The sequence below is a fragment of the Klebsiella sp. YJ genome (genome assembly GCF_002108615.1).
GTDB classification, from domain to species: Bacteria; Pseudomonadota; Gammaproteobacteria; order Enterobacterales; family Enterobacteriaceae; genus Klebsiella; species Klebsiella planticola.
Genome location: NZ_MTEG01000053.1, coordinates 1 through 13,783, shown reverse-complemented (window position 1 = coordinate 13,783; position 13,783 = coordinate 1). Strand labels below are relative to the sequence as shown.

Below are 13,783 nucleotides of genomic sequence, written 5' to 3'. Positions count from 1 at the left end.
GCTGAATTCACTATCGGCGAAGGTGAGTTGATGGCTCATGATGTCCCTCTGGGATGCGCTCCGGATGAATATGATGATCTCATATCAGGAACTTGTTCGCACCTTCCATAACATGTTCGGCGGATTGAAAATTTAAAAAAAAAGCCGGAAAAATCACGTAACTTAAAGTTTTTCCGGCTTGAATTTTTTGATCCTGACTCTATATTATCGCTCTAAGAATAGCACGTATATCCGTACCCGATACGGTTACCGGATTGGTGGATAGACAGGCATCTTGTAAAGCGGCTGTAATCATGGCATTTTCAGCAGTCATTACCTGTTCGCGAGCGATATTTAATGCGCTAAGGTTGTCCACGACATTAACCTGCTTCATGAGATTGTGCAGATGGGTGATTAGACTCGTAACACAATATTCATCCGCCGACTGGAAGTTTGCCAGTCCACACAGTTTACTTAACCGTGCATATTTTGCACGAACGGCGAAATCACGACTGTTGAACTGGATCACATGACGCAGCAACAGGGCGTTGGCAAGCCCATGGGGAATATGCAGTTGACCACCCAGTTGATGGGCGATGGCATGGTTCATTCCCAGTCCTGCCTGGCTGAAGGCGATACCGGCTAGTGTGGAAGCGTTATGCATCCGGGTACGGGCCTCCAGTTCATTACCGTCCCGATATACGACGGGCAGGCAACCGATGACCAGTTGTGCTGCTTTTTCCGCCAGTGCATCAGTAAAGTCCGTAGCGCCTTTGGCCACATATGCCTCAAGTGCATGCGTCAGTACGTCAAGTCCGGTATTGGCTGTTACTGCCGGTGGTACGCTCAACACCAGCCGCGGTTCAAGAAGCGCTATATCAGGATAAAGACTGTCATCAAACAACGGATACTTTATCCTGCTGGCCGGATCGCTGATAACGCTGGCGCTGGTGACTTCAGAGCCCGTACCACTGGTAGTGGGGATTGCAACGAAGTTCTCAATCTTTATGCCAAGCCTGCGACCAAAGAATATCATTGCCTTCGCTGAATCCAGTGCCGACCCACCGCCGAAACCGATCACTACCTCCGGCTTTATTGCGCTCATCGCCTCGATACCTGCTACCACTGTAGCGATAGGCGGATCGGGGATGATATCGCTAAACAGAGCGACAGTGTTGTCCTCATGGATATTGTCGGTGACCATTTTCAGATTGGGGCTACCAGCCAGAAAACCATCGCAGACGATCCAGATCTTTTTACCGTGAAGCGTTCTGAGCCAGGATAAACTGTCGGCTCCGCTATACACCCGCGTTTTTACCGTGAACAGGGACATCTTCACATCCTCCACTTAGCGGATGGAAAATCCATTAGTCAGTACACAACGGCGTTTACGGGCGAAGCTCCGTGCAGATGTTGTCCCCTCGCCAGTGGGAGTTGCAATAGTAAAGGTGGTAAAACCCTCAGCCTCAATGCCCAGCCCAGCATAAGAAGGGCCATTTTTCACAAATATTGAAGTTTGCATGGTCTTCGCGGCCAGGTTCAGACGGGAAACATTCTGCGAATGCATTATGGCTGTATGGTGCTGATCGTTTTCCACTTTCAGCGCCAGTGCCAGCCCTGTCTCAAAATCCCTGACCCGCACAACAGGCAGAACCGGCATCAATTGTTCGACCATCACCAGCGGATCGTCCTGCTCCACTTCCACAATAATCAGTCGCGGTGCCGTTGATGTGTTCAGATCAGCAGCCTGCAGGATCACTGCCGGGCTTTTGCCTACCAGTTTCTTGTTTGCTTCTCCTTTGTCATTGATAACGACCTGGCGCAGTCTGGCAATATCACCGGGTGTTTTTACCAGAAAGGCATCGTTTTTCTGCATATTTTCTACGAGGCGATCGGCGATGCTATCGACCACGATGACGCATTTTTCGGCGATGCAAAGGACGTTATGATCGAAAGAGGCACCATCAACGATATCTTTGGCAGCTTTGACCGGACAGGCAGTTTCATCCACCAGTACAGGGGGGTTACCTGGGCCGGCACCGATAACTTTTTTACCGGTTTTCATGGCCATATTGACAATTGCCGGGCCGCCTGTAACCACAAGCAGAGCAATGCGCGGATCTGACATCATTTCGCGAGTGGCGTCAAAGGTGGGCTCTGCGACGGTGGTAACCAGATTCCGGATCCCGCTTACCCGATAAATGATGTCTTCGATTTTTTCAATAAGCCACAAAGATACCTTCTTTGCGCCAGGATGGGGGCTGAAGTAGACAGCATTACCAGCGGCCAGCATACTGATGGTGTTGTTAATGATAGTTTCGGTCGGATTGGTGCTGGGGGCGATAGCGCCAATGACTCCAAAGGGGGAAAGTTCGAACAAAACCATGCCACCATCGCCAGTCAGGGCGCTTGTGGTCAAATCCTCAATCCCTGGAGTATTATTCAGTGCCGCAGTATTTTTACTGATTTTGTCGAGTGCATTACCCATGCCGGTTTCTTCTGCGGCGCGTTCGGACATCTCTTTGATCCAGGGTGCCAGCTCTTCCTTCAGGGCAGTAATAATCCTGGTTCGAAGTGCCAGAGGTTCTGCCAAGTATTTTTTATAGGCATCGTAGCTGGCAGTGATAGCATCTTCCACACGAGCGAAGATAGTGTGCTGAATATTTCCAGGGGCAGTAGCGATCCCTGTCAGATTATCAGCAAGAATAGTGCGGATCATATTCTCCAGTTCAGTGGTATTCATTTTTGACTCCCTGATTTAAGGCTGTCGACAGCCCGTAATGCAATAAGATGATTTTTTTCAGCGGATGCGCCGCTAATTCCGACCCCACCGATCACTTTTCCCGCACAATTCACGACACAACCTCCGCGGGAGGTATCAATCCCGCCAATGACGTTATGTGGTGTGGGGTCAATGATCTGTTTATTATCTTTAGCGAAACGTACCGCGGCTTCGGCCGCAAGCTCGGCGACAGCAATATCTTCTGCCGATGCACCCGGCATGCGGTAAGTCAGAACACATTCGCCTTTTTCGTCACACAAGGTGATAACTACCATGGCGCTTTGCTGCCACGCCTCCGCCAGAACAGTATCGATAATGTTTTTCAACTGCTCTGAACTGAAAATGTGCTTACTGAAGTTTTCCGATGGCGAAAGTGACTGAGGGTACTGGCGGATAACTTCGCCGACGGCCTCCTCCAGCAATATGCGATGCTCTCTGATAAGGGATGCTATATCCTGTTCTGGCATAGCTCTGTTTCTCCTGTAACAGCCGACCGAGGCTAAAACCGATCGATGGTATCGACGATGCCGACGATGGCCAGATCAATGGCCTGATTTGGTTCCGGAAAGATCTTTCTGGCTGAAGAGCCACGGCTGACCAGAACCAGCTCTCCTTCGCCTGCTCCCATAGAATCCACAGCAACCTCCTGGGTGTTTTCCTGGAAATGCGGTGTGGAGCCGTCCAGATTAACTAAAGTAACGACCATCAATTTTTTACCTGTCAGGGATGCAGATTTTTGCGTCGACACCACTGACCCTACGACTTTCGCCAGTTGCATTGCGTTACTCCTGCCATATTAGTTTGATGTTCTGTCTTTCCATTACTTCCCGAGCGAGGGCGGTAATCAGCGTCTGCTTTTCCAGTAAAACCCAGCAATCGCGCCAGTGAATAACGCTGGCATAGCTGAGGCCAGCTGCAGTTGCCAGTTGCACCGGTGTACTCAGATGGTCAGTGAGTGTGACCGGAAGGCGGCGTAACTCTCGCAGTGGCAGTGCGGTCAGTAATTGCTGGTGGATCTGAAGGTGTAACCGTACGCCATATGCCCATGCTTCCAGGACAGTTGCCACTGCCGGGTGGTGGTGATCATAGGCAACCAGACTCTGAATAAAAGCCAGATCTGGTAAGGGCAATATCAGTTGTGCATTATGCAAATAAACCGTTTTTGATAAGCCTGCCGCTAGCTCGGCCTGGGTCACCCGTAAACTCCGGCTTTCTCTTTCCTGTAAAAGTGTAATGACCCTTGAGACGATCATGTCCAGCATAGGCACACCTGCATTAGCGTTTTGTCAGGAGAAGTCTTGCCACTGCCTGGCCTCCATCAATACCGGCAGCATTCGCTTCATCAGTATCAATATGCATTTCAAGACGCATATCCTCAGCGACCCGGATACAGACATCATCAAAAATCAGTTTTCGATCGGTGCCTTCAATCCCGACTTTCACGGTTTCTCCTTGTGTTACGCCAAATATCGCAGCGTCCAATGGCGACATATGAATATGTCTGCGAGCGATGATGACTCCCTCGGTGAGATTAATTTCTCCGATCTCGCTTTTCAGCGTGACAGAGGCACTTCCTGTCAGATCACCTGACAGGCGGAGTGGCGCCGTCAGGCCAATTTGTCTGGCATCGGTGTACGAGATTTCCACCTGTGTTTGTCCCCGCAACGGCCCCAGTATACGTACGTTTTTCAACTGACCTCGTGGACCGATTAAGGAAACGGTCTGCTCTGCCGCAAATTGCCCGGGCTGACCAAGGGGCTTTTTAATTTTTAGAGTCTGTCCAGGAAACAGACTCTGGTAATCTTTTGCCGACAAATGAACATGCCGGTTTGATATACCCAGCGGAATCGTTCGTTGCCGCATCTGCGCAATTACCTGACCGGTCAGTTTTGTGATCAGATCGTGATCCATTGATTTACCTCAATATCGATTTCTGATTGTGAATACATCTACTGCGTGGCTGGCCTTTATGCCGCGGACATGAAGGATCTCCACAGATTTTGCATGTCACCAGTAATTCTGCTGTTATGGCGACAGCCTGTTTTCTCTCTCTTGTCTGTTGGCTACCCGCATCTGCAGTTTCATCATCAGGTTTCACCTGAGTATGAAACTGATGCAGAGATATTCCGGGTTTGACATGCTGCACAACGGCAACGGTTCCCGCTGACGCTGTCGGAATATCGTGGTCAGTAGCGATATCTCCCGTGGCCGGAAATGCTTTGACCGTCTCCACAGATTGTTTTTCACCATATTCATCAGGAGGAGACTTTGCTGAAGCGTTCGGTTTACTGATTTCCCCGGCCATTTCCACAGGTTCATTGATAGCATCGACCTGAATGATATTGTCGGTGCTGCCCTCGGCAGCCTGCTTGACCGGGGGCACTGCCTTTTCTGCGTCCGGATCCTCCTGAACGGATTCAGGTCCGGTTGTGGTATGGGCGGCGGATGCCGTGAGGGTAATGGCCGGGAGAGCGGTTGTCTTCTGAACAAGCTCATCTCGGGGCGGTTTAGTTGTTGAAGCCAGTACACTGATTTCTTTCGCTGGCCGGGCAATTGTGGTGCAGGCAACAAATCCCTGATGTGCTCTGGCTGTTTCTTCTCCGGCCGATAGAGCCGTACGCACTGCAGCAACATCGCCTGCAATTTTCACCAGCATCCAGCCAGACCCGATGGTTCTTTCCACGCCGATCAATCTGATCTGGGCGGTTTTCACCATCACATCAGCAACAGTTATCGCCAGAGACATACCCGAGACTTCGATAAGGCCAAGAGAATGTTGCACAAGCTCCCCCTTTTCCTTGTTAATTTTTCACTCTGCCGTTACGGCCTGATAAACAGGCAACAGCGTTTCTACCTCATTATGAGGACGTGGGATGACGTGAGTTGATTTCACCTGGCCCACACCGGCTGCAGCTGCGGAGCCCGCTTCCACCGAAGCTTTTACCGCACCGACATCACCTCGTACCATGACGGTAACCAGGCCGGAACCAATTTTTTCGTAACCCACCAACTGGACGTTTGCCGATTTGACCATGGCATCTGCACCTACGATGGCACCAATCAGTCCATAGGTTTCGATCATTCCAAGCGCATTGTTCATTTCTCTTTTACTCCTGAGTTTCTTGTGTAAAGTTCATCTTCAGCTCCAGTCCCTGCCGGGACTGGAGATAATTATTCCGGCAGAGAAAGGCTTTTTCCCTGGCCCCCTTTGCCTGGCAGAAGTGGCAACCTGGTCAGACCGCGATACAGCGCAGCGCCAAGGCAGGCTCCGAAGATCGGTGCGACGAGAGGTATAATGAAGTAGGGGAATGCACGTCCGCCTGTTAAAGCATTACTACTCCAGCCAGCCAGATAGCTGAACAGACGGGGACCTAAATCCCTTGCCGGATTCAGCGCAAAACCCGTCAGTGCACCGATGGCAACCCCAATCAGGGCCACGGAAATCCCAATCAGTAGCGGTGCCAGCGGACCGCGAGGAACACCGTTGCCGTCGTCGGTCAGCGCCATGATCAGGCACATCAGCGTCAGCGTTCCGATGGTTTCACTGGCAAAAGCCTGAAGCAGATTAATTTCCGGATGGGGAAACGTCGTGAAAATACCCGCCTGTGCAAGGCTGTCCATGCTGCCGCGTTGAATATGGTGTGCCAGTTCATAATCAATAAACAGATTATGGTAAAGCAGGTAGACCACCATGGCTCCGCCAAAAGCGCCCATCATCTGACACAGGATGTAAGGTAAGACCTTATGGGCACTGAAATTGCCGAAAAGCCACAATGCGATAGTGACTGCCGGATTAAGATGCCCTCCGGATATTCCCGCAGTGAGGTAAACGCCGAGTGCGACACTCAGTCCCCAGACAATACAGATCTCCCACAAACCGAAACTGGCGCCAGCCAGTTTCATCGCTGAGAGGCAACTGATACCAAGAAACAGAAAGAGTCCGGTGCCCAGAAATTCGGCAAGGCACTCCTGCTTTAATGTCGGTAAGGTTGTGTTCATAATCGTTTCCTGCAAAAGTTTAAAAAACTACCGGTTACCCGCCGATGACGCAGTCGATTCCAAGGGATGTCACAATGTCTTTATATTTATGCATACGACTTTCTTCCGGTGGTTTTATTTCAATCATGTCGTACGTTCTGCCGAGCAGGTTATATTTATTCTGACCATAGTTGTGATAGGGTAATAAATGTAATCGCGACACATTTTTCATGTGCGTAACAAATCTGGCAATAGCCTCAATACTTTGTTCATCATCATTAAATCCAGGAATTACCGGGATCCGAACGGCGACATTCTTTGCCAGTTTTGAAATTATCAGTGCATTACGTAAAACCGTTTCATTTGGATGCCCCGTAAATTCCTTATGTCGTTCACTATAAAAGGTTTTGATGTCGAGCAATACGAGATCAAGTAACGGAATGACCTTTTCCAGCACAGCCCGGGAGGCTATTCCGGTGGTTTCCATTGCTGTATGCCATCCTCTGGCTTTGCAGGCAGCCAGCAATGCTGCCGCAAATGCTGGCTGAGCCAGTGCCTCGCCACCGGACAATGTAATACCTCCACCTGAGCGGCGGTAATGCGTCTCATCTTTACGCAGTTCGTCTATAACCTCCACCACCGACATTTTCTTACCTGACTGGACCATCGCGCCAGCCGGGCAGACCTCAGCGCAAGCTCCACAATGAATACAGGTATTCCTGTCAATAAGCCCTGGACGTGAGGCATCTATAGCCCCAACGGGGCAGGCGGATACGCAGCGTCCGCAATGGATACAATTGCGTTCGTAGTAAAATATTTCCGGTTCAGTGTGCTGTGATTCCGGATTACTGCACCATTTACATGCCAGATAACAGCCTTTCAGGAATACAATTGTGCGTATGCCCGGACCATCATGTAAGGAGAATTTTTGTATATTAAATACGGTGCCAGTCTGCGCGTAATCAATTTCCGTCATGTCAATGCCTTTATTTCTTTTCTTCATGCAGATGTTCAGCATGTTATTAGCTGGATGTATTTTCCTTGTCTGGAAAAACAAGGAAAATAATCATCATCAGATAACATCCTTGTGTTGAAAAATCCGGCCAGCTGTCAATTAAAAGACATGTTCGGTTCGCAGGATAATATCGTCCTGTACGCTTTTATCCAGTGAGACAAATTGCGCACTGTAACCCGCCACACGCACAACCAGATCACGATATTTTTCTGGTTCTTTTTGTGCTGCCAGCAGTGTATTACGGTCGACCACATTGAACTGAACATGCATGCCTTTCTGATCGAAATAACCACGCAGTAGGGCTGCCAGATGGTGTAATCCCTCATCGCCTTTCAGAGCTGCCGGATGGAATTTCTGATTAAACAGTGTGCCATTAGAGGCCAGGAAGTGATCCAGCTTGGCTACTGAGTTGGCGGCAGCGGTTGGACCTTTTGTATCCATGCCTCTGCTAGGCGATACTCCATCAGGAAGCGGCTGGCCGGCCAGACGTCCATCTGGAGTTGCCCCGACGCTCTCGCCGAGAGCCACATTAGCGGATACCGGATATAAGCCAGCCTGGAATAAACCGCCTCGAGGGTTGGTATATTTTTCTACCTCGTGACAGTAAATTTCAGCACCAGTACGGGCCAGCATATCCACTTCGTCAATGTCATTACCGAATTTGGGGGCGCCATTAATGAGTAACTGACGCACTGCTGTCAGCCCGGCATCAGCCCCTTTGACAGGCTCTGGCGGGTTGTTATTAAGTGAGGTGAGTGCAAGTGCGCCGTTTTCCCCCAGCACTTTCTTCACGGCCTCAAGGACCAGTTCATAGGTTGCGTCCTGTTTCGGCGCGCTTTCAGTTGCTGTAGTATCAGGTTTCTCTATCCCGCCAGAGACACCGAAATTGGCATCTAGTGCTTCTTTCAGATGACCCAGTGATAACTTGCCTTCTTCAAATACCAGACGTTTGATAGCCATCAGCGAGTCGCCCACATTGGCAACGCCGACACCTTGCGGACCCGTGAAGTTATAATGGGCGCCGCCTTCCTGAACACTTTTACCTCGACTGATACAGTCATCCACCATACAGGACAGGAATGGCAGGGGGGCCCGTTCCATATGAGCGAGGTCAACACTGTTATCGGCCATTGCGAGATGATAGACAAAATATTCGTTCTGTTTACGATAAGCTTCAATGATGTCTTCAATACTCTGGAACGACTCCAGCTCACCAGTTTTGGGGCCGAGTTGTTTATCCCCGCAGCGCCCGTTGTTCAGAGTGATTTCCAGTACCTTACTCATGTTATAAAACGCAGCGTCGTGCCAGCCTTCTGTTTTTCCCGGACGTTGAGGTTCGACGCAACCGATGATGCCGTATTCCCGCGCATCTTCCAGGGTCAGGCCACGGTTAATCAATGCAGGGATAACAACTTCATCGTTGTAATAAGCCGGGATCCCCATACCAAGACGACTGACTTCACAGGCCTTCAGTAACAAATCGTCCGGAGATTTTGACCAGACACGTACTGACAGTGAAGGCTCATGCAGACGGACATGGGCGGTAGCCGTCATGGCCATAAAGGACAGTCTGTTTGTGGCGTCCTGTCCACCGCTGGTTTGACCGCCAACGATCAGGTTCTGGAACATCGGATAGCCACCAAAACCTTTGGTCGAGCCTTCATCACGAACCTTGTTAACGTCGTTGAACTTGAGCCACAGACAGTCCAGCAGTTCCTGCGCCTGTTCCTCGCTCAGGGAACTGTCTTTTTCCAGGTAAGGGTACATGTACTGATCGAAACGCGCTGGGGAGATAGAATGCCCGTTGGATTCAAGTTGAATAATGGCATGGGCAAACCAGAATGACTGGCAGGCTTCATAGAAATTACTTGCACCATTTTCAGGTACTTTTTCACAGATTTCAGCAATCTTCAGCAGCTCTTTTTTACGGACTGGTGAGGCCTGTTCCGCGAGAATACGGGCTTTGACCGCGTAACGATGTGCAAAATTGATTGCTGCTTTACAGGAAATAATGACCGCCTTGTAGAACGATTCTTTTTTCAGAAAAGCTGGATCTTTTTTATCAGCACTGGCCATTGCTGCAACAACATCCTGAATGATGCCTTTGTATCCACGAGCGAGAACACGCGAGTAGTCCACTGCTATATGACCGACGCCATTAAAGTAATAGTTGCCGACCGTGAAGACATTTTCTGCCATACAATCAAGCGTTTCAGGCAACATATAGGATGTAGCCAGTTCATTCGTCGTTTTTCCCCGCCAGTAGCCAAATAGGCTATCCAGTTGCTGTTTCGCTTCATCGGTTATGGTAAAACGGTCGCCTTTACGCAGATTCAAACGATCGAATTCATCCTGAAGCCAGCTATTTGAGTACTCCGGGTAAATTTGTGTGGAATGAGGAGTGACCGTCAGACTACCAACGATTAGTTCACCTGCCCGGATGGTGACTGGCAATTCCGCAAGGATCTTTTCAAGCGCTTTGGCGCGACGGATGATCATGGGCAGGGATTCCGTTTCCTTGTAGGACTCGGTGATCAGGCGGGCACGATCTGTCTCAATGCAGGGGGTCGTATCAAGGATTTGTTCCCGTAAGGCACGAATTCGGTCAGTTGGTTCACCAAAAGCCTGTGATAATTGGCTCATTTCTTTTTCTCCACTACATGGAAATCAGATATAAGGGGTTGTGGCTGAAGGCGCTTTGCCACCCATCGTTTCCAGCAGAGTCAGACCTACATCACGTGCAGAACTCACCGCCTGGCGCACAGCACCGGAGTCACCGGAAACAATCAGAATAACTTCGTTAGTAAAGCTGGTGCCTTTTGCCGGGGAGTTGTAAGCCACCACATCCACATTGGCAGATTTGATCGCCGTGTCTGCCATCAGCACACCAATCGCTGCTGGGGCACCAACAATCACGCCACAGGCGCGTCCAAGGGGGGCGCCAAATGCTTTTTCCAGAGCGTAGCTGGCGCGTGCGGTGTACTGGAGTTCCACATGACCTGCTGCGTTGGCGTAAATATCACCGAAAGTACGCTCAAGTTCGCCAAGCGCCACTTCCACAGCCCGTTTCACATCGGAAACGTCTTGACCACCGAACAGCACTAGTGAACCGTGTCCCGCGCCGCCTTTAGTGTCACGGGCCAGCTCAATTGCAACGACTTCAGTATTTGTGGCTTTGACAGCTTCATCAGCCGCCATGATCTGCGGGCCCGCACCAGTACGTGCACCAAGGATGCCTATTGAGCGGTATTTCTTCTCCAGATGCATGGCATCCAGCAAGGCGCTGTCAACGTTGGCAATTACAAGGCCGATACTGTCGCCCATTGCCGTCCCGACGAACTCGGTTAAACCGCAAAGTTTTCTTGGGATAGCGGGCTCCTGCTGAGATATCACCGGCTGGGATGCGGCGGACGGGGTTTTCAAATCCCCAACTTTTCCGAGCACCTCGGCAATAATATTTTCTACGAGGTTATCGGTACTCATTATTTAACTCCTTCAGATGGTTTAAGGCCTGCTGGCAGAAGTTTTTCAACATCAGAATGCGGACGTGGAATGACATGGGTAGCGATGACATCGCCGATCTGACGAGCAGAGGCACAACCCGCATCTGTGGCTGCTTTGACTGCACCCACATCTCCGCGTACGAGTACTGTTACCAGACCAGAACCAATTTTTTCGTAACCAATGAGCACGACATTGGCTGATTTGACCATCGCATCAGCAGCTTCTATTGCTGCAGTCAGACCTTTAGTCTCGACCATACCTAAAGCTTCTTGTTGCATATTGTTCTCCTTCCGGGAGGAAATCGTCTGTGGGGGATAATTCACCCGGAAAGGGTAAGAGATTAGGTTTTAAAATAATTGCGGTGATCTTTTTTTTTGAAGCATTATTATTGCGTTTTTGGGTGTTTATTTGCTGCATTTCAATGTATATGATTGTTTTTTATATTAAAAATATTAAAGTGATGGTGTGTTCTTGCGTTGGCGAAGAACATAATTACAATTTATTTATTGCATAATATTGTTGGATGTGTTTGCTTTCCACCCCAAGGCAGAGATTGTATGTCCGCATATAACTTCAGAGGAGATGCCCAATGTCTGTAAAGTCATGAGACAAGAAAATGGGTAATGACTCCAACTTACTGATAGTGTTTTATGTTCAGATAATGCCCGATGACTTTGTCATGCAGCTCCACCGATTTTGAGAACGACAGTGACTTCCGTCCCAGCCTTGCCAGATGTTGTCTCAGATTCAGGTTATGCCGCTCAATGCGCTGCGTATATCGCTTGCTGATAACGTGCAGTTCTCCCTTCAGGCGTGATTCATAAAGCAGCCAGCCATCCGTCATCCATACCACGACCTCAAAGGCCGACAGCACTCCAGTGTGGCCAGAGTGCGTTCACCGAAGACGTGCGCCACAACCGTCCTCCGTATCCTGTCATACGCGTAAAACAACCAGCGCTGGCGTGATTTAGCGCCGACGTAACCCCACTGTTCGTCCATTTCCGCGCAAACAATGACGTCACTGCCCGGTTGTATGCGTGAGTTTACCGACTGCGGCCTGAGTTTTTTAAGTGTCGTAAAACCGTGTTGAGGCCAACGCCCATAATGCGTGCACTGGCGCGACATCCGACGCCATTCATGGCCATATCAATAATTTTCTGGTGTGTACCGGGCTGAGAGGCGGTGTAAGTGAACTGTAGCTGCCATGTTTTACGGCAGTGAGAGCAGAGATAGCGCTGATGTCCGGCAGTACTTTTACCGTTACGCACGGCGCCTTCGGTAGCTGAACAAGTGGGGCAACTGATGGGAATTGAAGCCACGGGAGCACCTCAAAACCACCATCATACACTAAATCAGTAAGTTGGCACCATTACCATAAGTTGCCTAACGGGAAACCTGTGTACGAACTGAAAAAGGCGGTGACCGAATCCGGTTGGCTGAGCGATTCGAAGGTGAAGGTTCCTTGCACTAAGACGCTGGTGATCGCCAATACCGATGCGGGTGATGACATGCTGGAAACGGCCTCGACTGTCCTGTTGAAAAACCTGAGCCGGGTGCTCGGCACCAACGGTAAATAATCATGCTGCGCAGGCTGTGTTTCTGGGTGTTGTTCACTATCGCGTTACTTGTTGCCTGGCGACTGGCGGGGCTGCTGCTAGATCTGGTGCTATTAGTCGTCATTGTTGTGGCGCTGATACTCAGATGAGATTCGAAGGGTGCGCGGTAGATCCCTCAACCCAATGACTGTTTGTTCTTGGGCTGTTTTGGCTCTCATATTCCACTCGAAAGGTTTTGCTGCATACCCTATAATCCGCCTCAGTAATCGTAGGGGAACGCAATGAAAAGGATTCGACTGTTTATAGGTGTTGTGATTATAGGTGCTCTGTCGGGGTGCGCAGCAGTCCAGTATAATGATGGTGAAAAGGTCAGTATTCAGTCCGATGCTTGGTACGGGCTGGATAGTTTGCATAACACTGCTGTTAAGGCGTGCCAGCAATATGGCAAATCGAAAGCAGTTTATCTCCATAGCGCTAATATGAACCCGAACTTACCGAAAGGTAGTGGGGTGCAAAATACTATCTGGAAATGTGAGCCATAAGCATGTCTAATTTTAATAGGCTTTGTTGAATAAATCAGATTTCGGGTAAGTCTCCCCCGTAGCGGGTTGTGTTTTCAGGCAATACGCACGCTTTCAGGCATACCTGCTTTCGTCATTTTGTTCAGCGCTCGTACCAGGGCCATAGCCTCCGCAACCTGACCATCGTAGTCACGCAGCGTCAGTGAACCCCCGAACAGCTGTTTTACCCGGTACAGCGCCGTTTCCGCTATCGAGCGACGGTTGTAATCTGTTGTCCATTTCCACCGCGCATTACTCCCGGTCATTCGCTGATTAGCCACTGCACGGTTACGGTCTGCATAGGCTTTGTTGAATAAATCGAACTTTTGCTGAGTTGAAGGATCAGATCACGCATCCTCCCGACAACACAGACCATTCCGTGGCAAAGCAAACGTTCAGAATCACCAAC

At 49.9% G+C, this 13,783-nt stretch carries 14 protein-coding genes and 2 pseudogenes; 1 reads left to right on the top strand and 15 read right to left on the bottom strand.

Features of this window, described 5'->3' with window-relative positions; translation table 11 throughout:
* Positions 1–199 precede the first annotated feature (199 nt).
* The 14 genes and pseudogenes from BV390_RS29020 to BV390_RS28950 all read right to left on the bottom strand — a co-directional run bounded on the left by BV390_RS29020 (position 200) and on the right by BV390_RS28950 (position 12,577).
* Positions 200–1,312 (bottom strand): 1-propanol dehydrogenase PduQ, encoded by a 1,113-nt coding sequence (locus BV390_RS29020; RefSeq protein WP_007372114.1) that lies wholly within the window; start codon positions 1,310–1,312, stop codon positions 200–202.
* A 15-nt stretch (positions 1,313–1,327) separates the two neighbouring features.
* Positions 1,328–2,722: an aldehyde dehydrogenase family protein gene (locus BV390_RS29015; protein WP_007372115.1), complete on the bottom strand. Its 1,395-nt coding sequence runs from the start codon at positions 2,720–2,722 to the stop codon at positions 1,328–1,330.
* Complete coding sequence (locus tag BV390_RS29010) at positions 2,719–3,228, bottom strand: heme-binding protein (RefSeq protein ID WP_007372116.1); 510 nt, start codon at positions 3,226–3,228, stop codon at positions 2,719–2,721. The genes BV390_RS29015 and BV390_RS29010 overlap by 4 nt, the downstream gene beginning before the upstream one ends.
* Before the next feature lie 32 nt (positions 3,229–3,260).
* Positions 3,261–3,539: a EutN/CcmL family microcompartment protein gene (locus BV390_RS29005; RefSeq protein WP_007372117.1), complete on the bottom strand. Its 279-nt coding sequence runs from the start codon at positions 3,537–3,539 to the stop codon at positions 3,261–3,263.
* Between the two features lie 4 nt (positions 3,540–3,543).
* A complete protein-coding gene (pduM, locus tag BV390_RS29000; protein ID WP_050998913.1) occupies positions 3,544–4,023 on the bottom strand; it encodes a microcompartment protein PduM in 480 nt (159 codons plus the stop codon).
* A gap of 13 nt (positions 4,024–4,036) precedes the next feature.
* Positions 4,037–4,672 carry a phosphate propanoyltransferase gene (locus BV390_RS28995; protein ID WP_007372119.1) on the bottom strand — a complete coding sequence of 212 codons (636 nt, stop codon included), beginning with the start codon at positions 4,670–4,672 and terminating at the stop codon, positions 4,037–4,039.
* 4 nt (positions 4,673–4,676) lie between these two features.
* A complete protein-coding gene (locus BV390_RS28990; protein ID WP_007372120.1) occupies positions 4,677–5,543 on the bottom strand; it encodes a BMC domain-containing protein in 867 nt (288 codons plus the stop codon).
* 27 nt (positions 5,544–5,570) lie between these two features.
* Entirely contained in the window at positions 5,571–5,861 is a 291-nt protein-coding gene (locus BV390_RS28985; protein ID WP_007372121.1) for a BMC domain-containing protein, read from the bottom strand.
* 71 nt (positions 5,862–5,932) lie between these two features.
* Complete coding sequence (locus BV390_RS28980) at positions 5,933–6,760, bottom strand: MIP/aquaporin family protein (protein WP_085397591.1); 828 nt, start codon at positions 6,758–6,760, stop codon at positions 5,933–5,935.
* Between the two features lie 34 nt (positions 6,761–6,794).
* The gene (locus BV390_RS28975) at positions 6,795–7,715 is read right to left on the bottom strand and encodes a glycyl-radical enzyme activating protein (RefSeq protein WP_035942514.1); all 921 of its coding nucleotides are present in this window, start codon (positions 7,713–7,715) and stop codon (positions 6,795–6,797) included.
* A gap of 138 nt (positions 7,716–7,853) precedes the next feature.
* Positions 7,854–10,397, bottom strand: coding sequence for a glycyl radical protein (locus tag BV390_RS28970; RefSeq protein ID WP_035942271.1), 2,544 nt, complete (start codon positions 10,395–10,397; stop codon positions 7,854–7,856).
* A 24-nt stretch (positions 10,398–10,421) separates the two neighbouring features.
* Positions 10,422–11,237, bottom strand: a complete 816-nt coding sequence (gene pduB, locus BV390_RS28965; RefSeq protein ID WP_007372126.1) for a propanediol utilization microcompartment protein PduB — start codon at positions 11,235–11,237, stop codon at positions 10,422–10,424.
* Positions 11,237–11,536, bottom strand: a complete 300-nt coding sequence (gene pduA, locus BV390_RS28960; RefSeq protein WP_007372127.1) for a propanediol utilization microcompartment protein PduA — start codon at positions 11,534–11,536, stop codon at positions 11,237–11,239. Before pduA ends, pduB begins: the two co-directional genes overlap by 1 nt.
* 356 nt (positions 11,537–11,892) lie before the next feature.
* A pseudogene (locus BV390_RS28950) lies at positions 11,893–12,577 on the bottom strand (IS1 family transposase).
* Positions 12,578–12,655: 78 nt separating this feature from the next.
* On the opposite strand from BV390_RS28950, the gene BV390_RS28945 reads away from it, so the two are divergent.
* Complete coding sequence (locus BV390_RS28945; protein WP_007372130.1) at positions 12,656–12,835, top strand: hypothetical protein; 180 nt, start codon at positions 12,656–12,658, stop codon at positions 12,833–12,835.
* 595 nt (positions 12,836–13,430) lie between these two features.
* Here the strand turns inward: BV390_RS28945 and BV390_RS28935 are convergent.
* Positions 13,431–13,676 (bottom strand): annotated as a pseudogene (locus tag BV390_RS28935) (IS5/IS1182 family transposase); the annotation flags it as partial.
* Between the last annotated feature and the right edge of the window lie 107 nt (positions 13,677–13,783).